Origin of the sequence: Haloferax sp. AS1 (assembly GCF_014530665.1) — an archaeon.
In the GTDB taxonomy this organism is placed as follows: domain Archaea; phylum Halobacteriota; class Halobacteria; order Halobacteriales; family Haloferacaceae; genus Haloferax; species Haloferax volcanii.
The window spans coordinates 76,745-98,267 of record NZ_SPSA01000003.1 but is presented as its reverse complement, the minus strand read 5'-3'; the positions used below and the strand labels follow the sequence as shown (position 1 = coordinate 98,267).

Sequence of the window (21,523 nt, the reverse complement as noted above, 5' to 3'; positions counted from 1 at the left end):
TCCCGAACGCCTCGAAACCGCACTCCGACGCGAGTGGGTTGGGGTGATTTTTTAACCCCGCCGTGTCTCTTCATCTGTGAGAATGAGTCGCACAGGAAACGCAGTCCGGTCGCCGGTACTTCGGGTCTCGGGAGCCGGGCGGACGGAGCGCGGAGCGCGTGTGTTGAGCGCCGCACGTCGCACCGCCGACTCCGTCACGGTCCTCCGAACGGGACCCACCGGAATCAGCGAGTACGACCCGTTGGTTCTCGCGACCGACGCGGGGCGGACCGCGTTCTTCCCGACCGCGGAGACATCGAGAGTCCGAGACCTCGTCACCGCCATGGAAGACGGGGAGTTACCGACGGACGGTGCTGCGGCAGTCGTCGACCACGACGCCGAGCGGACGACGCTGCCAGTTCCGACCGACGGGCCGCTCGCGGTGGGAACGCGGCGCGTCCTCGGCCCCTGTGGGTGGCTCGACCCGCTGGACCCGACAGCGTATCAGTTTCACTCGCTTGATAGGGACGCGAGCGCCGTCGCGGACGCCGAGCTCGTCGGTCGAGGTAGATGCGACGCCGCCGCCGACGACCCGGTCGCAGACGCCTGGCGACGCGCGCGAGAAACCGACGGCGACCCGGTCGTCGTCGTGAACGCGAACGACGCGGACGACCGCCAGCGCGCGGACCGAACGCTCCTCGCCGGGTCGCCGATGTCGGTGCTCGACGGCGTGGCGGCCGTCGCCGAGTACCTCGGCACGACCGACGTGGTCATCCACGTCGCCGAGACCGACACCGAACTGCAAGCACATCTTCGGGAGGCTATCGACGCCGCCGCGGACGAACTCCCGGTCGTGCCGGTCGTCGTCACCGGTCCCGACGAGTACCGCGCCGGCGAACCGACGGCGGCGCTGGAAGCGATAGAGGGGGCGGACAGAATCGAGCCCCGTCTCCAGCCGCCGACGCCGGCCGAGTACGGGCTCTACGGTCGCCCGACGGTCATCCACACGCCGCGGACCTTCGCCCGGGTACGGCTCGCGCTCGCGGACCCAGAGGGCACCGATAGAGACGCCGCATCGACGACGCGACTCCTGACCGTCACCGGCGACGTAGCCGCGCCCGCGACGATAGAGGTCGGCGCGGACGCCCGCCTCTCGACGGTTCGGAACGCCGTCGAACTGGAGGGGTCGTTCAAGATGGCCTGCGTCGGCGGGGTGTTCGGCGGTCTCACCCGGACGTTGGACGTCGCACTGACCGCGGCCGGCCTCGGAACGGAAGGCGTCGTCGAACTGTTGAACGACGAGCGGTGTGCGGTCGCGACTGCCGGAGAGCGGGCGCGCTTTGCCTCGGAAGCCAACAGCGGGCGGTGCGTACCGGGACGGGAGGGAACCGTCCAACTCACCGAACTGCTGCGAGCGGTCTACCGAGGCTCGTTCGACCGAGCGAAGATACGCGAACTCGGTCGGGTCATGTCCCGGTCGAGCAACTGCCTGCTTGGCGCTCATGCACCGCGTCCGGTGCTGACCGCGATGGACGAGTTCGAATCGAGTTTCGAAGCACACGCCGACGGCCGCTGTCCGAGCGGCACCTGTTCTGACAAACTATGAGCACTGACGACCCACTCCCGGGCGTTCCGGAGATAGACGACCCGCAGCACGAGACGCCGGTCACGGCGGAGTTCGAGACCGGGACCGCGAACGACCCGCCCGTCGGAACCGACGGCGAGGCCCCGACGACACTCAGCGTCGACGGCACACAGGTCACCGTCCCGCCGGGGTCGACCGTCATCGACGCCATGCAAGCCGTCGACGACGAGGTCGTGAGCGTGGACCCCGGCGCCGACAGCCTCGACGAGGACGCCGACGTGCCGGCGCTCTGCTACTACGACCGCGGGGGCGACGCGAGCGACGAAATCGGCCCTCGGAGCGAGTGTCGAACCTGCATGGTCGAGACCGACGAACACGGGGTCGTCCCCTCCTGTTCGTTCCCGGCCACCGACGGGCTGACGGTCGAGACCGACACGTCCGCCGCCGAGGAATCCCGGAGCGTCAACCTCGACCTCGTCCTCTCCAACCACAATCTACGCTGTACGACCTGTAACGGGAACGGTCGGTGTGAACTCCAGGAGACGGCCGTCAGCGAGGGGGTCGACCACCCGCGCTACGGCGTCTTCGACGACCGAAGCGAGTACGAACCGCTCGACGACAGCTCCTCGTTCATCCAAATCGACCGCAACAAGTGTATCCTCTGTAACCGGTGCGTCGAGGGCTGTAACGACGTGCAGGTCGAAGGCGTCCTCCGTATCGAGGGCTCCGGGGAGGACACCCGCATCGGCTTCCAGTCCGACGCCGAGACGATGGCGGATTCCGACTGCGTCTCCTGCGGGCACTGTGCCACGGTCTGTCCGACCGGTGCCCTGACCGAGAAAGACATCGGTGGCGCGGGGACGCTCCCGCTTCCGGGGTTCACGCAGCGGAACTCCGTCGGGCGAGTCATCGAACACGAGGATGTCGAGACCCTCGACGACACGACGGCACCCAACCGCTCGCCGGACCCCGGCAGTTCTGGGACCGCTGGGGGCGAAGCCGAGTCGGGACGGGCGGGACGGGAGAAACGGAGCGGCGTCGCCCGATACATGGCCCAGAGCAAGCGCCGAGCGTCCGACTTCCTCGAAACATACGGCCGGAAGGCCATGCTCGCGGGCGAACACACCGCCGAGAACCTCGCGGCGCGGACGCTGCCGGAGGGCCGACTGTTCGATGTCGCGTCGCTCGTCAGCGACTACCGGCTGGGCAACCTCGACAAAGCGGAGACGACCTGCGGGTTCTGCGCGGTCGGCTGTCGGTTCGAGATGTGGGGCAAAGACGGCAACGCCATCGGCGTCCAGCCCGTCGACGACCCGGACAACGCCCCGGCGAACAACTTCTCGACGTGCGTGAAAGGGAAGTTCGGCCACGACTTTGCCAACAGCAAGAAGCGGCTCACGAAGCCCCTGATTCGAAACGAAGACGGCGAGTTCGAGGCGGCCTCGTGGGACGAGGCGCTCGACTACGTTGCCGGCCGACTCCGCGAGATTCAGGACGAACACGGCGTCGACGCGGTCAGTTGCCTCGCGTCGTCGAAGGGGAGCAACGAGGAGGCGTATCTCGTCCAGAAGTTCGCGCGGCAGGTGCTCGGCACGAAGAACATCGACAACTGCGCCCGGCTCTGTCACTCGTCGACGGTGGCGGCGCTCCAACAGACGCTCGGCTACGGCGCGATGACGAACCGCATCAACGAGGACATCGGCGAGGCCGACGCCTACCTCATCAGCGGGTCGAACACGACCGAGTCGCATCCGGTGTTGGCGACTCGCATCAAGCAGAACGTCCGCGACGGGGCCGACCTCGTGGTGTTCGACCCCCGGAAAATCGGCATCGCCGAGCACGCCGACCAGTACACGAGAACGACGCCCGGCTACGACGTGGCGTGGCTCAACGGACTCATCCGATATCTCATCGAGCACGACCTGCACGACGAGGAGTTTATCGAACGGAATACGAAAGGGTTCGCGGAGGTCAAACGGAAAGTTCAGGCGTTCACCCCCGAGAAAGTCGAGGAGCTGGCCGGCGTCTCGCCCGACGAACTGAAGTCGGCCGCCGAGACGCTCGCCGACGCCGAGAACGTCGTCTTCGGCTGGGCGATGGGGATGACCCAATCCAGCCACGGGACGGAGAATCTCCTCGCGATGGCCGACCTCGCGCTCACCCTCGGGCAGGTCGGGAAACCGGGTGCCGGACTGTCGCCCTTCCGCGGCCAGAACAACGTGCAGGGCGGCGGCGGCGACATGGGGACCCTGCCCGGGAGCCTCCCCGGCTACCAGGACCCGGCCGACGACGAGGTCGGCGAGAAATTCGCCGAGGTGTGGGGCGAGCGTCCACCGGCTGAACCCGGCCTCAAAGTGCCGGAGATGCTTTCGGAGGCCCACGAGGGCAATCTCCGCGGGATGTACATCGTCGGGGAGAACCCCGCGCTCTCTGAGCCAGACATCCAGCACGCCGGCGAGGCGCTCGAAAGCTTAGACTTCCTCGTCGTTCAGGATATCTTCATGACGGAGACCGCAGAGCACGCGGACGTGATTCTGCCGGCGGCGACCTCGCCGGAGAAACACGGCACGTTCACCAACACCGAGCGTCGGGTCCAGCGGGTTCGAGCGTCCGCGGAGCCGCCGGGAAAGGCGCGCCAGGACTGGGAAATCACGCAGGAGCTGGCGGCCAGACTGGGCTACGACTGGGGCTACGACCACCCGCGGGAAGTCATGGACGAGATTAGCGAGTTGACGCCCATCTACGGCGGCGTCAGCTACGAGCGACTCGACTCGGGCGACGAGCACGGACTCCAGTGGCCGTGCTGGGACGACGACCACCCCGGTACGCCGTATCTCTACGACTACGAGGGGGGGAACTTCAACTTCGACGACGGGCTGGCCCGCTTCGTGCCGGCGGACGGCGGCCACCCCGGCGAACTCCCCGACGAGGAGTACCCCCTCACGCTCACGTCCGGGCGGGTCCTCTACCACTGGCACACCGGACAGATTACCCGACGCGTCGAGGGCCTCATGAGCCACGTCGGCGAGAGCTTCATCGAAATCAACCCGACGACCGCCGCGGAACTCGACGTTTCGGACGGCGAGTACGTCAGGGTCGAGTCCCGGCGTGGCGACATCGTCGTCAAGGCGACCGTGACCGACCGCGTCGGCGACGGGACGCTGTTCATCCCGATGCACTTCGCGGCCGGTGCGGTCAACAAACTCACGCAGGAAGTCTTCGACCCGCAGGCCGGCATTCCGGAGTTCAAAGTGTCGAGCGTGCGCGTGGAACCGCTCGGCCCGGACGCCGACCCGGACGTGCTGCGGACCCCGGACGCCGGCGCTGGGAGCGCCGCACGCGGCGACGACTGACCCACGGGGCGCTACGTTTCGCTGTACTCCTCTCCGGAGTGAACTGACTGCCCCTGCAAGCGTGTCTGTGACGGAACTCCTGTCTGTACTCCGTTTCGGCCCGCGAGCGAGGCTCGACAACGTCTATACATCGTATATCGCTATATCTATTTCCCGCTTCACTCACAGTTCGGAGGGTAGTTCTGGAACCGGTGTCTCACGTCAGAACTGAACGGCGAGGCTGCTATATACAAGCGAGATAGCGGACGTATCGGTTATTCGAGGCGTGTAGGTGACCATCCGTTTGTATCTCTATTAGGTGAGCTCTGGTGTTCGTTCTTGCTCTGGTCTCCCTTCCTCACACTCAAGAGTAAATACCGACTGGCTACACAGCGGGTCCACGAGTAAATCGAGCGGATATCGGACTCTCGAACCGTTTGTAGCGGGATTTAGTTCGAACTGAGCGATTCTTCCCCTGCTTCTCATTAGGGGAATCGGTTTGATGCGTTGCTACTTGCAGCGTTATCTGGTGTGCATTAGCTGAGTAGTGTCGGGTGCACACTACCCGTGTCTATTCTCTGGTAACTACGTCCTAACCGATGCGAATTTGGGGATCCACCGACGAGTTCGGATATGGAGTTACGAAAGTTGGTCTCCGATTACCTTCCAAACGCCGTAGTTGCTGCGACCATATTCACAATCTACAACACCTACACTGGCGATACTGCCGACCCAGTCACGATTGGTGTCGAGTTCATCTTCTCCATTATTGCAATCTTCATCGGATTTATTGTTATCACTCCGATTTTGAACAAGACATTCGATAGCGTTAGAAGATGAATACCCGTACATCTTCTCTATTAAACGGCTGATTTTCCGTACCGACGCTGCAAATAAGTCACGCAGCAAAATCAGCCTCCGAGATTGTGTTCACACATCGTTGTGACTCCTCTTCCGGCGCTGCGGTCCGCGGCCGCGATTCAGCTAAGCGGTGTGGTTGGTCGGTTATCGGTTCGGCTGTCTGTTCAATCTGCTCCCCGCGGAAGGACGTACCCACACGAGTCGCAGACGAAGGCGATGTCGTAAAACGAATCGTAGATGGCGAGACTGTGACTGCACTTTGGGCAACGCATGCGTTTCGTGTAACCATTCGATAGTCACTTAACCCTTACCACGACGATTGTCGTATCGCTCGAAGAGTAGTTGCGTTCAGCCCCGATATTAATATTTGCAGAGACGAAAAAATTAATGTCGAACTCAGTCGTCAAGCCATATGGTCGATAGCGCAACCGACCAAGAGACTAACGTATCAGTCATGTCACAGACGTGGTGATATGCGCAGAGTCGGTCTGTCCCGACCGAAGCTCATGAACACCTGACAGCACTCCACGTCGAGCTCAGCACACCACCCGCTGCCATCATTTTTTGGAACGTCGTACCGGTTCCAGCACCGACGCTATACTGAGGTCGAACCCTTGTGCGCGCTCGCAACCGACCGGGTCGCAGACCAGTTGGTCGCCTGACTCACCTGAGTTCACGATGACGGCTCCGTCCCGTTTGCCCCAGCCGGTCTGCTGTTTTCGATACCAGAAACACGGGGCTCCTTCCCCGATGTGTGAATTGAAACGTACGCGTGTCGCGTCCTTGAGTCGGTCAAAACGCTCTCCACGGACAAAAGCCCGACCGCAACCGCCTGTCAGCGCTCCAGAAACCATCCGCGTTACAGTCTGGAGACGGCTGCGTGACTGAGATACGGTTTTCGCGAGCGCGGATGCGCCATCGACATTGACGAGTCCCTGCGGATTCTCGGTGCGTCAACCTCTGAACGTCTCCGCGACGTTCCGTGAACGGCTCGTATCTCGCGTCGGCTCGTCGCTCGGTGAGGATAGATTTCACGAGGAGTCCGCTGGATGTCTCCGAGAACGACGACTGTCGTCGAACTACCCATCCGCGACGATGGTTCCCGGTTATTTGCCGCTATTCACTATGCTGGAACAACACGTCGGGTCCCTCGAAACCGGCCGAGCAGACCGGTTTCGGAGAGTATCCACTTTGGGCGCCACGGAGATTACATATTTACCTTTGTAATTGTAATGCGTGGAACGACGTTAGCTAGTTCTGAAATAGGGAACCTTGGTGCGGTTGCACCGAACGCGTCTCTCACCGACTTGCGCTCACAACGCTTGACGCGGGTTCATCGCTTATCCGGACCGTTCCACAGCGCATCTCGTGTAAGCAGGGAACAAGGCACAATAGTTATCTAACCGGGTACTGATGGGAGAACGTATGCAGAGTGAAGTACGCGTTAGCAGTCACGAGCCGATAGACCGTATCTCGGAGAACATCTACGGCCACTTCGCCGAACACCTCGGACGCTGTATCTACGGCGGTCTCTGGGTCGGTGACGACGACAGTGTCGAGACCGAAGACGGCATCCGAATGGACACCGTCTCGCTGCTCCGCGGACTGAACATGCCGGTGCTTCGCTGGCCGGGTGGCTGTTTCGCCGACGACTATCACTGGGAAGACGGCGTCGGCCCGCGCGACGAGCGTCCCCGACGGCGGAATCTGTGGTGGACCCAGGGGCGCGAAAACATCCCCGAGGAGTCCAACGAGTTCGGGACGGACGAGTTCCTCCGCCTCTGCCAACTCCTCGATACCGACCCGTACATCGCGGTCAACGTCGGGTCGTCGACGCCGCAGGAGGCGCTCGACTGGATCGAATACTGCAACTACGGCGGCGACACGGAACTCGCTAACAGACGGCGAGAGAACGGCCAAGAAGAGCCGTACGGGGTGAAGTACTGGGGCATCGGGAACGAAAACTGGGGCTGTGGCGGCCGGTTCGCACCCGACGAGTACGCCGACGAATACCGCCGGTTCGCGAACTACTTCAACGGCTTCGACAAGCTGATGAACGAGGAGTCGACGGAGTTCATCGCGTGCGGACACCTCACGGACGACTGGAACAAGGTCTTCTTCGACAGCCTCAACGGCGGCATGGAGTACGGTCCGGGCTCGTTCCTCGGCATGGGGTCGCCGTTCAACCTGATGGACCACTTCTCCGTCCACCGCTACTATCAGGCGGGCGGTGACACCGACTTCACCGACGAGCAGTACTACAAGATTTTCGCGCGCGCACAGAAGGTCGGCGGGGACATCGACCGAGCCGCCGAGACGATTTCGCAGTACGTTCCGGAGGACGAAATCGGCATCATCGTCGACGAGTGGGGCGTGTGGCATCCGGAGGCGCGGAGCGACAACGGACTGGAGCAGGAGAACACGGTTCGGGACGCGCTGACGACCGCCGGCGTCCTCGACCTCATCCACGAGCGGGCCGACGTCGTCTCGATGGCGAACATCGCACAGCTCGTCAACGTCTTGCAGTGTCTCGTCCAGACCGACGAAGAGGACGCGTGGCGGACGCCGACGTATCGCGTCTTCGACCTGTACGAGAACCACGTCGGCCGGACGGCGCTCGAAACGAGCGTCGACACGGAACAGCGCACTATCGAAGGCGAAGAAAACGACGTACCGATGGTCTCGGCGTCGGCCTCTGAGGGCGACGGTGAACTGTTCGTCACGGCCTCGAACCGCCGCCACGACGAACCGGAGACGCTCACCGTCGACGTCGGGTCGTCGGCGTACTCGGTGTCGTCGGCGACCGTTCTCTTCGAAGGCAACGACATCCGAGAGTACTCGACGAAGGAGAACGCGGACTCGTTCGAAGCCGATGTCTTGGACGTCACCGACGAGGGCGACGGCACGGTCACGTTCGACGCGCCGCCGGCGTCCGTCGTCGGTCTGACGCTGACCGAGTAACCGCGCCGCCACCGTTCTATTTTGAGCTGACGGCGGAGGTACAGTTATTGTAGTCCCGTGTTAACATGCGGCTGCGTCATGAGCGAACGCAATTCAAGCCGCCAGCATAGCCGCCGGAAGTACCTCGCCGCGGTCGGCGCTGCCGGGGTCGCAGCAGTCGGGTCAACCGGCGTTATCGCGGGCCGCGGACGCGACGACGAACAGACAGACGTCGAAGGGACGCTGTACTCGCCCCCGTCGGGCGCGCCCGCTCCCGGGTCGCTGTATCCCCGCGTCACGCGACTGAAACGCGGGTCGGGGAAAGGCGGCGAGAAGCAGTTGCTCGCGACGTTCGAGTACTATCCGTCGATGAGCGGCGGGTCGAAGCCGTACTTCCCCGTCTACCGAAGCACCGACGGGGGAGAGACTTGGTCGAAGTTCTCCGAGATTCACGACACGAGCGGGAAGGACTGGGGGCTTCGATACCAGCCGACCCTGTTTGAACTCCCGCACGCCGTCGGTCCGTGGCCGGCCGGGACGGTCCTCGCCGCCGGGAACTCCATTCCGATCCTCGACGACCCCGAAGACGTCCCCGAAGGTGAGGTCGGCCAACTCGGTGAGACGAGCATCGACCTGTACGCCAGCACCGACCGCGGGGAGTCCTGGGAGTTCGTGAGCACCGTCGTCACGGGCGGCAAAGCCGTCCCTTACGACGGGAACAGCCCCGTCTGGGAGCCGGAGTTGGGGCTGGACGACGACGGAAACCTCGTCTGTTACTTCGCCGACGAGCGGATGGGGAGCGACGACGACTACAATCAGTTGGTCGCGTACAAGGCCTCGGAGGACGGCGGCCAGTCGTGGGGCGACGAGCAGTTCGTCGCGGCCATCCCGGACGAGACGACGCGCCCGGGGATGCCCACCGTCACCCCGCTCCCCAACGGCACGTACGTGATGAGCTACGAGGTCATCGGGCCGGACTACCTGTACGGCGAGGTCCACGTCAAGACCTCGCCCGACGGGCGGGAGTGGGGCGACCCGACGGACGTGGGGACCCTCGTCTCGACGGCCGACGGTCGGCGGTTCATCAACGGCCCGTACGTGACGTGGACACGGGCCGGCGGCAAAGACGGAACGATACTCGTGTCCGGAAAACAGCTCGTCGACGGGAACCGCGACCTCGCGGAGGGGAACGGCGAGGTCGTGCTCGCGAACTCGAACCTCGACGGAAGCGGCGACTGGGAGGCGGTCGACGCCCCGCTGTCGTTCGAGACGGAGGGCGACCTCGGCGGTCGGGCGTTCGTCGGGTGGACGACACCGCTGCTGCCCTCGCGCCACGGGGACGAACTACTGCAACTCACGTCGGTCGCGGACGGCCCGAATCTCTGTGAAATCAGTTACGGCGTCCAGTCGCTACCCCTCGACGACGGGACGTAGCGTCACCGTCGAAACGTCGCGGAGAACTCGTTTTTCGGACTCTCACCGGAGACTGGACGGTCGGTCGGCGCGGTCGCGTCGGCTGTGTCGGCCGCGTCGGCCGCATCCTCTTTTCGGTCGCGCGTTTGGGCGGCCAGTTCCGTGTGGAACGCGGCCGCGAGCGCGGGAAACACGAGCGGGAGTGCGACCGTCAAGACCAGACATACGACGAACAGCGTCGCGGTCACGACGCCGACCAGCACCGTCGCCACCGGCCGCTCGACGGACCACCGGTAGCCGTCGGTGACGGCGTCGAACGCGTCGTCGCCCTGCGCGAGCGCGACGAAGCCCAGCGCGAAGACGACCCACGCGTGATACGCGAGATAGAACCCGACCATCCCGAGGAGGCCCGCGAACGCCGACCCGGAGGCGGAGAACCGGCCGAGATAGAAGACGGCGAGCGCCGGGAACGCGACCAGGAGTCCGCTGAACAGGAGCGCGTCGAGCCAGTGGTCCGAAAGCGTCTCTCTGACGGCGTCGCGGTCGACGTGGCCATGTTCGCGGACGGAAGCGACGGCGCCGTAGACGCCCAACGTCGCCGGCCCGATTGTGACCAGCGGGACCGATGCGAGCACCCACGCGACGCTGATAGCGACCATCCGAACGGGGTGATGGAACACCGTTCGAACCGCGGCGACGAGCGCGCGGTGGACGCCGACGGTCCCGTCCGCTGACTCGCTCATCCCGTCGCGCCCTGCATCTGCACTGCTCGCACGATCTGTCCCTGGAAGATGAGGTAGATGATGAACAGCGGCAAGGACCCCAGAATCGCGACCGCCATGTGGAGTCCCGGCGTGTCGATGTTCCCCTGATAGAGGTTCACCAGTCCGATGGGAAGCGTGTACGCCGTCTCGTTCGACAGCACGAGGAGGGGCCAGAGGAACGCGTTCCAGTTGTAGACGAACATGAACAGCGCCAGCGCCGAGAGAATCGGCTTCGCGAGCGGGAGGATGATTCGGGTGTACACCTGGAAGGTGGTGAACCCGTCGAGCCTCGCCGCCTCCTCGTACTCGGCCGGGATGTCCTTGAAGAACTGGTAGAGGAGGAACACGCCGAGCGGGCTGGCCACGGCCGGCAGTATCACACCCCAGTAGGAGTTGATGAGGCCGAGGTCCGAGACGATTTGGTACAGCGGGACGATGTTCATGTAGTACGGGACCATGAAGCTCGCGAGGATAACCCCCATGACCAGCCCTTGACCGGGCCAGTCGAGCCGCGTGAGCGAAAAGGCGATCATCGAGTCGATGACGACGATGAGCAGCGTCGCTCCGGCGGCGATGATGAACGTGTTGATGGTCCACTCGACGACGAGCGTGTTGTTCAGGAGGTACTGGTAGTGTTCGAGCGTTATCGGCTCGCCCGCGAGCGGCGGTATCCAGTACGGTCGCGGGTCGCGCAACAGCTCGGTCGGCTGGAAGGACCGAGAGAGCGTGTACAGGTACGGGACCGCCATGAGAACGGCGAGACCGTAGAGGAACGCGTGGAGCAACACGTTCCGAACCGTGTCGCCGTCGAGCCGTGCCCGTATCGAGTCCTGCGATGTCGTTTCAGTCATTTGAATCACCGATTACTTTGAAGTTCACGATTGCGATGATGATGAGGATGGCGACCAGCACGTACCCCATCGCCGCGCCGTAGCCGAACTGCTGTTGGGAGAAGGCGCTCCGGTAGAGATAGTAGACGAGCGTGTCCGAGGTGTCCTTCGGGCCGCCCTGCGTCATCACGTACGGCTGTGCGAACACCTGGAACTGGAGGATGAACTGCACCATCACTACGAACACGACCGAGTTTCGCATCTGGGGCAGCGTGATATCCCTGAAGGCTCGCCAGCCGGTCGCACCGTCGAGCCGAGCGGCCTCGTACAGCCGTTCGGGGATGCTCTGTCGGGCCGCCAGGAAGATGACGAAGTTGAACCCGACCAGCCACCAGACGGTCATGAACGCGAGCGCCGCCATGACGAGGTCCGGCGACGTGAGCCACCCCGGCGGGTTGTCGATGAAGAAGCCGAGGTAGTAGTTTATCAGGCCGTAGCTCTGGGAGTACACCTGTCCCCACACCAGCGTCACGACCGCGACGGTGAGGACGTACGGGCTGAAGTAGATGGCCCGAAGGGTGCGTTTCCCGGCCACGTCTCGGTTTACGCCGAGTGCCATTACCAAGCCGAGGATGACCAGCGCCGGAACCGAGATAGCGACGAAGAGGAGCGTTCCCTCCATCGCGTTGTAAAACACGGGGTCCTGAAACAGTTCCACGTAGTTCTGGAGGCCGACCCACTCCGTCTCGGTGAGGTCGAACTTGTTCGGGTACGTGTGGAGGCTCATGTAGAGCCCCTTCAGGGCCGGCCAGATGAGGAACACCGTGAACACGGCGAGGTACGGAAGCGACCAGACGATGCCCTCGATGGTCTCTTTACGCAGACCCATCACGGTCTTGCTGTTCGCTGCGGTCTCACCTCCCATGATGCGTTCTGTTATCCCCATCTTCGATTACTCCGAGATACCGTTCGAGACCGTCTGGATTCCGGAATCGATAGCTGCCTGCGGCTCGGAGTTCTGCGCCCAGATGTCGACGAGCCACGTGTACCAGTTCTGCGCGTTCGGGTCGCCGTTCGGAACCTTCGGGTGGTAGAAGTAATCGCCGTCTTCGGCCATCTCGACGTACTTGTTGAGCGTCTTATCGTAGTACGGACTGTTCTGGAACGTGTCGGACTCGTAGATGCTGTTCGCGGCGGGCAGGTGACCGGCTTCGGCACCCCACGAGGGGTTCTGCGTGGTCATCCAGTGGGCGACCTCGGCGGCGATCTCAGACTTGGCGTCACTCCGGCCCTCCTTCTTCGGGAGGACGATGGAGTGGCCGTCGGCCCAGACCGTATCCTGCTGTTTGTTCGGGCCGACGGTCGGCTCGAAGAAGCCCCAGTTGAGGTCGTCAACGCCGGACAGGGCGGCGACGTACCACGTCCCGTTCATCGCCATCGCGCACGTCCCGTTCTGGAAGGCGTTGTTCCCCCAGGTGTCCTCGCTCGTGGCGGGGGCCCATCCCATGTCGCCGGTCATGTCGGAGAAGAGTTGGGCGATGTTCATCCCGGCCTCGCTGTCGAACGTCGGGTTCCACTCGTCGTCGTAGAGACTCCCGCCCTGTTGTTTGACCCAGGAACTCCACGTACGGAACGACCCGAAGCCGTCGTTGTACGGCGACTGCGTGAACGCGTGGGCGTCGGTGTTTTGGACGACCGCGTCACCCGCCTGGCGGAATTCCTCCCAGTTCGTCGGCGGGCTCTCGGGGTCTAAGCCGGCCTGCTCGAACAGGTCCTTGTTGTAGTACACGCCGATGGGATGCATGTCCATGGGTAGCGCGTTCACGTTGTCGTTGACGGTGACGAGGTCCCAGTGGCTTTCGGTGTAATCGCCCTTAATCGACGCCGTGTCGGCGTAGGACCCGATTGCATCGATACCGCCGTCCCACGCTCGGAGATACGCGGCGTGCATGATTGCCATGTCAGGCGCTTCGCCGCCGGAGAGGGCGGTGAACAGCTTGTTGTAGTACTCGTTCCACGGCGTCCGTTGTCGATTAATCGTCACCTCCGCGTCCGTGTCGAGCGGCTGTTCCTCGTTGAACTTGTTGACGATGCTCTCCATAATCGGCCCTTCGCCACCGCTGAACAGTTCCCAGAAGGTGAGCTCGTAGGACTCGCTCCGGGTGTCGCCGGAACTACCGCCGTCACTGCTGTCGCCGTCACCGCCGCTACTTCCGCCGTCTCCGCTGTTGTCGCTGTTACCGGCGCAGCCCGCGAGTGCAACGGTCCCCGCGACTCCGGCAGATTTGATAAACCTCCGACGGGTACTGCTAGTGATAGCTTCTCGAACCATGTGTCATGTGTATATGTAGGGGTATGGATTAAACTATTTTCCGTGACTAATTCTGCCGGTAGATGAAATCCGACGCACTACTCGCTCGCCTGTCTGTCGTGGCGGCGCGGAGAGCGAGCGCCGTCCAGACTGCGCTCGCGTCCCCGAATGACGCGACTTCGAGCGGAGGTAACCACAACTATTATTAGTTCTCTTGGCAACCCACGAACAATGAGTACTGTTAGCATCGAAAACGTGCGAAAAGTCTACGGTGGCGACTCGGATATTGTCGCCGTCGACGACATCAGCTTCGAGATAGCGGACGGTGAGTTTCTGACTATCGTCGGTCCCTCGGGGTCGGGCAAGTCGACGTTGCTCCGTATGATTGCGGGTCTGGAAGATATCACAGAAGGGACGATACGTATCGGGGACCGGGTCGTCAACGGCGTCCAGCCGCAGGACCGGGACGTCGCGATGGTGTTTCAGAACTACGCGTTGTACCCGCACATGACCGCGCGCAAGAACATGAGTTACGGGTTGCAGTTGACGACCGACCTCCCCGAAGACGAGATAAACCAGCGGGTGATGGACGCGGCGGAGATGATGGGTGTTACGGACCAGCTCGACAAGCATCCTGGAAACCTCTCTGGAGGACAGCAACAGCGTATCGCCACGGGCCGCGCCATCGTGCGCGAGCCGTCCGTCTTCCTGTTCGACGAGCCGCTGTCGAACCTCGACGCCAAGCTCAGGCTGCACATGCGGACGGAACTCCAGCAGCTCCAAGACACGCTCGGGACGACGACGGTGTACGTCACTCACGACCAAGAGGAGGCGATGACGATGTCCGACCGCATCGCTGTTGTCGACGGCGGCGAACTCCAGCAGATAGGGACGCCGGAGGAGATATACAACGAACCTCGGAACCTGTTCGTGGGCGACTTCGTCGGGAACCCGCCGATGAACCAGTTCGAGGTACGACTGTCGGGCACGTCGCTGGTCGCCGACGGCTTCAGTTACGACCTCTCCGAGCGAGTTCTCGAACATATCAAGCAGTACGCCGATGGCGTAGACGAGTTCGTGCTCGGCATTCGGCCCGAGAACATCACCCTCACAGACAGCGACGAGCCCAACGCGGTTCGAGCGTTCCTCGACGTCCGCGAGCCGGTGGGGTCGGACAACTACCTCCACTTCGACATCGAGGGCGAGGAGTGCTGGGTCCGCGTGCCTGGCGATGTCAAACCCGACACGAACCAAGAGCTGTCGCTCGCCTTCGACGAGGAGCGGTTGCATCTCTTTCGGCAGTCTGACGGCATCAACATTCTCGCACAAGAAGAACCACCGTTAGAGGCGACGGCTGGGCAGAACACCTGATAGCGGCCCTGTGAAACGCAACGAACCCGGTTTGTCGGAGAGCCACGGCTGATACTTGGAGCTAGTTTTATCGGAGGGGAGACGCGAGCGACGCGTCGGTTCGATTCGTCGGTGAAGGCCGTAGTCGGCACTGCGGTTCGTCTCCGGCGAGGTGCGGCGACGCTATCGACGCCTCCCGAATCGCCGCCGATACAACCCGTGGATGACTGAACCGCCCATGCCCGCCCCGTAGTCTTGGGACGAACAACTGCATTCTGAAATACAGAATAGACTCCGCCCGGACTGACCCGGCGGGACCGCCTGCAACGAACTAGTAGAAGCCGTCGGTTACTCCGGTGAACGATGGCTACACTGTACGTGCATAGACACGAAACCGAAGATAGTGTAAGAACGACTATACACACTCCCTTTCTCCGGTGGGTGGCACGAGACCGGTGGTCGTATTACGGCCGACTGTCTCCGTCGGTTCGACTCCTGACCATCGAGCGGTACGCCGATGAGCACAGTCTCCACAGTGTTCTTACTCTCAGAAAGTAGTTTCCATACTCACGCTGTGTTTCTCCTCTCGGTCATCAGTAAGTCCGTTCAGCGCAATCTCATTACACTCATAACGTTGTAATCTAATTCATCTTTGCCCTCTCGGTTGGCACTGAAGAGGCCATAGAAGGCTGAAAGTCCTATCTCTCGAAGCTGTTCTCTAATTCGGAATATACTTCCGTATCCATACCGGTCCGCCACCGTCCGACGAGCGTCCCACCGGACGTACCCCCCGAAGGAGTGGTCCGGTTGCGAGTCGACGTGGAGTGAGAGGTGGCTACGCAGGCCGCGGGGTCGACGTCGGTCAAACTTCGGATACGAACCGGGAGAGCGTGTCGTCGAACTGTCGTAGTTCCCGTAATGGCCTCACGACTCACAACTCCGCTCTCGACGACGTTTGCCGCGTACGCCTCCACTCGACCGGAGGTGAAGCCGATAGTCGTCCTGCCATGGTCATGGTCGCATCCCCCGCTCAGCGAATCGCGGTGTCGTTCCCGAACAGGTTTCGGTACTTTATATTGCGACTCTACTGAAATAGCACTGGTCTGTGAAGAAATCCAAATGTTGCGAATACTGTGTATTATTTGAATAATTTAAAATACTGGTTGTTCTGTGGTAGCTATGGACCTGCGATACTCCTTTCAGTACGCTCTCATGGATAATCTTTGAGAAAATCAGGATTGTGGGCTGTCGTTTCTCTCTGTCCTTTGATTTTCCGATAGTATCATTGCATAATACATGCATGGCCACGAGGTTTCCGAAGGGGAAAGACCGGGTGCATCGCTATGGCGGTCACTCTCGTCGGCAACGGGTTTTGACCCGCACGTAACCGTCTCCGATACTATTTATACCAGAAGCGATATTGGACTGACATGGGCCCACAGCGACAGCGTAGAGTCTCAGTTGAACCCGTTCGACCGCCGAAGCGACTTTCCCCGGGAGACCGACCATGTCGTTGACGGGGGCGTTCACGAACGCGATTCTCCCGATACTCGGCGTCGCCGTCGTCGGCTATCTCCTGGCGCGAACGACGGACATCGATGTCGAACCGATAAACACGCTCGGGCTGTACGTGCTCATCCCGGCGTTGGCGTTCCACAGCATCGCCACGACGACCCTCGGCGGCGGGGAGGTCCTCAAACTCGGCCTCGGCGTCGTCGGCTACTCCCTTCTCATGATCGTCATCGCGTGGGGCGTCGGCCGACTCGCGGGCGAATCGGGCCCGCTCCTCGGCGCGCTCATGCTGGCGGCGGCGTTCCCGAACTCGGGCTTCGTCGGCATCCCGCTTTCCGGATTCGCCTTCGGCGAGGTCGGACGGACGACCGCCGTTATCTACCTCACCATCCAGAACGTCGTGGTCTACACGCTCGGCGTCTACATCGCGTCCAACGGCTCCGACGCGGGCGCACTCGACGCCGTCACCGAGATATTCCGTCTCCCGCTGCTGTACGCCATCGTCGCCGGCGTCATCGCCCGCGCGCTCGGGGTCGTCCCGCCGGCCGACGCGGCGCTCATGGAGACCGTCGGCCTCGTCGGCGACGCGTCGATTCCGGTGATGTTGCTCATCCTCGGCATCCAACTGGCCGAGACCGACGTGTCCGCGATATCGCGGTCGGTCGCCCCGTCGGCGCTGAAGCTCGTCGTCGCGCCGCTCGTCGGGTTCGGCCTCGCGCTCGCGTTGGGCTTCGGTGACCCGACAGTCGCAAAGGTGTTCGTCCTCGAATGCGCCACGCCCGCCGCGGTCATCCCGCTGGCGCTCACCATCGAGTACGCCGACGAGACGACGGTCGACGGCATCACTGCACCCGAGTACCTCAGTACGACCATCTTCACCACCACCGTCGCCAGCGTCGGCGTCCTGACCGTCCTCGTGGCGGTCCTCCAAGCCGGTGCGCTGTTCTGAACCGACTCGCGACGGCCGTATTCGGGCCGTCGCCGTCGGACCGCGCCGATTCACGTCTCGAAAACGTCCTCTGTGGTGCGCTGCTTGCATCTCGTGCACTCTCGGATACGCGTCTCGTCACCCGACGCGGAGTCGGTGCTGGTTGTGTTCTCGTAAACGGGGTGGGCCCAAGCGGTCGCCACGTCTTGCGGGTATTCGGAGTACTGCCGGCGTACCACCGTCACGACATCGCTCAGCGCTCACGCGCGGCGGACGCACAGAACGGAACTCGACTGGCGACCACGACTGACCCCTCCTCGTCTCGTAAACGCTTGGTAACGGTGTAGTAATTACAGACATATGCTTGTAATGGTTGTGTGACGAACGTACGTCAGTAATGCCGACCGAAGGTGCGGGCGAGTACTGACACGACGCCGAGCAACCCGCGCGCCTGCTCACCTCATTTTCGATATGAAAATCCGTGTTCGAGGAGTCGCCCTCGACCCCTCACGCGACTCGCGTTCGACACGCGAGCGACGCTGTTCGTGGCGGTCGGAATCCGCATCTGCCGCGCGAGGCGAAAATCGTTCGGGTCGACGAGGCGGGACAGTCCGCCGATGTCGGCACGGTACCCTCGCTTCGGCGGCGTTTCTCTGTCAGTCACCGACTGATTCGCGCTCGCGTCGCCCTCGAATGTACCTCTGTATTAATAATTTACAACACGAGAACGGAGCAGCCGCCGACGCGAGTGCCGACTGGTCGACTGGGGACGAACCGGGGTTTGAACCGCTCTTCCATCGGTTCAGTGGCAAAAATCCACGACCTGCTGCTCCGAGCCACTGTTTCCCTCTCGAAAACCGCGGCTCGGCCACGGCCGCTCTGCGGGTCCGGCAAGCGCGTTCGGCCCACCAAAATATTTAATAATTGATACTGTTTGACTCAACACGTCATGGTATCCGAAAAGCGGTTCGTCCAGCCGGACGACGTGGAGACGATTCGATTAGACTGGGGCACGCTGAAGTGGATGAACGCCCCCGAGGTCACCGGCTCCGAGGGGTTCAGCGCCGGCGTCGTGTTGCTCGAACCCGGGAAGGGCCACGAGCGACACACCCATCCCGACAGCGAGGAGATACTGTACTTCCTCGGCGGCGAGGGCGAACAGACCATCGAAGACGAGACCCGGACGGTCGGCGCGGGCGACATGGTTCACATCCCGAGCGGCGTCGAACACAGCACTATCAACACCTCGTGGGAGCCGCTTCGGTTCCTCGCGGTCTACTGCCCGCCCGGCCCGGAAGCCGAAATCCGCGCGGACGACGACGCGACGGTCTTCCCGCCCGGCGAGTTCCCGGGCAACTGATTCGCGCGGTCGAGCGCCCTCGTACCGAACTTCGTCGCGGCCGGGTCGCTCGCCGGACATTCGGCTGCCGGTCGATTCTTCCGAAATATTAAAGTCGCACGCGATGGCCTGTCAACCCGGATGAAGTATACACGTGCTGAATCACTCGACCGTATCGAAGCCACGATTGAAGCCGGTGACCCGGTCATCGGTGCCGGTGCCGGTACCGGCATCTCCGCCAAGTTCGCGGAGCGCGGCGGCGTCGACCTCCTCATCATCTACAACTCGGGACGCTACCGGATGAACGGTCGCGGCTCCCTCGCCGGCCTCCTGCCGTACGGCGACGCCAACGAAATCGTGGTCGAGATGGGTCACGAGGTCATTCCGGTCGTCGAGGACACGCCGGTGCTCGCCGGCGTCAACGGCACCGACCCCTTCCGCGACATGAGCGTGTTCATCGAAGACCTGCGTCGCCGCGGGTTCTCGGGCGTCCAAAACTTCCCGACGGTCGGACTCATCGACGAGGACAGCAGCTACCGGAAGAACCTCGAAGAGACCGGGATGGGCTACGATAAGGAAGTCGAGATGATTCGCGAGGCGAGCGAGCAGGGGATGCTGACGTGTCCGTACGTCTTCACCGAAGAACAGGCCGCGGCGATGACCGAGGCCGGCGCGGACGTCATCGTCTCGCACATGGGGCTGACGACTTCGGGCGACATCGGCGCGGAGACGGCGCTCGACCTCGACGACGCGGCCGAGCGCGTGCAGGCGCACCACGACGCCGCCAAGGCGGTCCGCGACGACGTACACGTCATCTGCCACGGCGGCCCCATCGCGTGGCCCGACGACGCGGCGTACGTCCTCAACAACACCGAGGGCGTCGTCGGCTTCTTCGGCGCGTCGAGCATCGAGCGCCTCGCCACCGAGGAGGCCATCGAGAATCAGGCGCGCGAGTTCAAGGAAATCGAGTTCTAGAGGGGTCTCCAAGCCACAGCTACCGAATACGGGCCGTCGTGAGGGCTGTCCCGCGCCGTCAAGCTACTCGACTGCGTACACCTTCGCGTCCGTCCCGCCGAAGTACAGTCGCCCGTCGACGAGCGCCGGACTCGACCCGACGCCGCGCCCGTCGATTTCCATGAACCACTCTTCTTGCCCGTCCGTCGTGATGGCGTGGACGCCGACGCCGTCGCCGTCTGACTGCCGGTGCGTTCCGACGTAGAGCACGTCTTCAGTCAGGACGGGACTGCTTCCGACCTCCAGCGCGGGCGTCTCGAAACTCCAGTTCTCAGCGCCGCTCTCGCGGTCGAAGCGGAACACCTTCGCGTGGTTGGTCGTCGGGTCGTCGAGGGTGTTGTACGGCGTGTGACCGACGTAGACGGCCTCCTCGCCGACGGCGACTGACCCCGAGATGTATCGGCCCGCCGTGTCCGCGAGCCACTCCTGTTCGCCCGTCGCCGCGTCGGCGGCGTGGACGTTCCCGTTCCAGTCGGTGAAGTAGACGGAGCCGTAGGCGACCGCCGGGCTCGACCATATCATGTCGCGGGTCTCGTAGGTCCACTCGACCTCGCCGGTCGACCGCGACAGCGCGTACAGTGCCTCGTCGGAGGTGCCGACGTACACGCGGTTGTTCGTAACGGCCGGCGTGCTGACGACCTCGTCACCGACTTCGTACCGCCACTCTGTCTCCCCCGTCTCGGCGTCGAGGGCGTACACCCAGCCGGTCTCCGAGACGTTGGCCTCCTCGGCGTACCACGCGCACGCGAGGTTGTGACACCCGACGCCGGTGTAGACCGTGCCGTCCCAGACCGTCGGGCTCCCCCGAATCAGGCCGCCGAACCCACGGGACCAGCGCTCCTCGCCGGTCTCGGCGTCGAGCGCGTACAGATGTTTGTCGTACGACCCGACGTAGACGACGCCGTCGGCGTAGGCCGGCGTTCCCTCGATTCGGTGTCCGGCCTCGAACGACCAGCGCTCCTCGCCGGTCTCGGCGTCGAGCGCGTACAGCGCGCTGTCAGCGCTCCCGATGTAGACGGTGCCGTCGGCGACGATTGGGCTCCCCCAGAACGCGTCGCCCGCCTCGAACGTCCACTCTACCGAGGGCTCCGAATCGAGGGGTGACACGTCGCCGATGTAGCCGGTGTTGTAGCGCCCTCCGCGGAACGTCGGCCACGAGGTGACGGGCTCGGACACGGGGTGGCGCTCGGACGCGGACGCCACCGGGCGTTGACATCCCGCGGTGAACGCGAACGCCGACGAGGAGAACGCGGCGAGAAACCGTCGTCGATTGGTCCGTTTCATGTCCCGTGTGTTCGAGTGTCACAAAATAATATTGTCGACTGATTGATGGCGGCTGCGGGTTGGGTTCCGACTTCGAAATTC

14 protein-coding genes are annotated in these 21,523 nt (G+C 63.1%); 9 read left to right on the top strand and 5 right to left on the bottom strand.

Annotation, left to right across the window (positions count from 1 at the left end; all coding sequences use genetic code 11):
* The first annotated feature begins 160 nt into the window (after positions 1-160).
* The 5 genes from E4P24_RS17375 to E4P24_RS17355 all read left to right on the top strand — a co-directional run bounded on the left by E4P24_RS17375 (position 161) and on the right by E4P24_RS17355 (position 10,131).
* Positions 161-1,585, top strand: coding sequence for an NADH-ubiquinone oxidoreductase-F iron-sulfur binding region domain-containing protein (locus E4P24_RS17375; protein WP_188149051.1), 1,425 nt, complete (start codon positions 161-163; stop codon positions 1,583-1,585).
* Positions 1,582-4,917, top strand: coding sequence for a formate dehydrogenase subunit alpha (fdhF, locus tag E4P24_RS17370; protein WP_188148941.1), 3,336 nt, complete (start codon positions 1,582-1,584; stop codon positions 4,915-4,917). The genes E4P24_RS17375 and fdhF overlap by 4 nt, the downstream gene beginning before the upstream one ends.
* Positions 4,918-5,529: 612 nt before the next feature.
* Entirely contained in the window at positions 5,530-5,736 is a 207-nt protein-coding gene (locus tag E4P24_RS17365) for a hypothetical protein (RefSeq protein ID WP_008605919.1), read from the top strand.
* Positions 5,737-7,182: 1,446 nt separating this feature from the next.
* On the top strand, positions 7,183-8,718 hold the full coding sequence (locus E4P24_RS17360) for an alpha-N-arabinofuranosidase (protein WP_188148940.1): 1,536 nt from the start codon (positions 7,183-7,185) through the stop codon (positions 8,716-8,718).
* 78 nt (positions 8,719-8,796) lie between these two features.
* Positions 8,797-10,131 carry a sialidase family protein gene (locus E4P24_RS17355; protein ID WP_188148939.1) on the top strand — a complete coding sequence of 445 codons (1,335 nt, stop codon included), beginning with the start codon at positions 8,797-8,799 and terminating at the stop codon, positions 10,129-10,131.
* A 2-nt stretch (positions 10,132-10,133) separates the two neighbouring features.
* On the opposite strand, the gene E4P24_RS17350 is transcribed toward E4P24_RS17355, so the two are convergent.
* From E4P24_RS17350 to E4P24_RS17335, 4 genes are all read right to left on the bottom strand, one after another.
* Positions 10,134-10,853 (bottom strand): hypothetical protein, encoded by a 720-nt coding sequence (locus E4P24_RS17350; protein ID WP_188148938.1) that lies wholly within the window; start codon positions 10,851-10,853, stop codon positions 10,134-10,136.
* Positions 10,850-11,725, bottom strand: coding sequence for a carbohydrate ABC transporter permease (locus tag E4P24_RS17345; protein ID WP_008572806.1), 876 nt, complete (start codon positions 11,723-11,725; stop codon positions 10,850-10,852). Before E4P24_RS17345 ends, E4P24_RS17350 begins: the two co-directional genes overlap by 4 nt.
* Positions 11,718-12,593, bottom strand: a complete 876-nt coding sequence (locus tag E4P24_RS17340) for a carbohydrate ABC transporter permease (protein ID WP_188149050.1) — start codon at positions 12,591-12,593, stop codon at positions 11,718-11,720. Before E4P24_RS17340 ends, E4P24_RS17345 begins: the two co-directional genes overlap by 8 nt.
* Positions 12,594-12,656: 63 nt before the next feature.
* Positions 12,657-14,036, bottom strand: a complete 1,380-nt coding sequence (locus tag E4P24_RS17335; RefSeq protein WP_188148937.1) for an ABC transporter substrate-binding protein — start codon at positions 14,034-14,036, stop codon at positions 12,657-12,659.
* Between the two features lie 210 nt (positions 14,037-14,246).
* Between E4P24_RS17335 and E4P24_RS17330 the strand changes: the two genes are divergently transcribed.
* The 4 genes from E4P24_RS17330 to E4P24_RS17315 all read left to right on the top strand — a co-directional run bounded on the left by E4P24_RS17330 (position 14,247) and on the right by E4P24_RS17315 (position 20,119).
* The gene (locus E4P24_RS17330; RefSeq protein WP_115803348.1) at positions 14,247-15,386 is read left to right on the top strand and encodes an ABC transporter ATP-binding protein; all 1,140 of its coding nucleotides are present in this window, start codon (positions 14,247-14,249) and stop codon (positions 15,384-15,386) included.
* Between the two features lie 1,486 nt (positions 15,387-16,872).
* Entirely contained in the window at positions 16,873-17,826 is a 954-nt protein-coding gene (locus tag E4P24_RS17325; RefSeq protein WP_188148936.1) for an AEC family transporter, read from the top strand.
* Between the two features lie 928 nt (positions 17,827-18,754).
* Positions 18,755-19,165 carry a cupin domain-containing protein gene (locus tag E4P24_RS17320; protein WP_004041311.1) on the top strand — a complete coding sequence of 137 codons (411 nt, stop codon included), beginning with the start codon at positions 18,755-18,757 and terminating at the stop codon, positions 19,163-19,165.
* Between the two features lie 120 nt (positions 19,166-19,285).
* Positions 19,286-20,119, top strand: coding sequence for a phosphoenolpyruvate hydrolase family protein (locus E4P24_RS17315; protein WP_004041312.1), 834 nt, complete (start codon positions 19,286-19,288; stop codon positions 20,117-20,119).
* A 63-nt stretch (positions 20,120-20,182) separates the two neighbouring features.
* On the opposite strand, the gene E4P24_RS17310 is transcribed toward E4P24_RS17315, so the two are convergent.
* Complete coding sequence (locus E4P24_RS17310; protein WP_115803349.1) at positions 20,183-21,442, bottom strand: PQQ-binding-like beta-propeller repeat protein; 1,260 nt, start codon at positions 21,440-21,442, stop codon at positions 20,183-20,185.
* Positions 21,443-21,523: the final 81 nt, after the last annotated feature.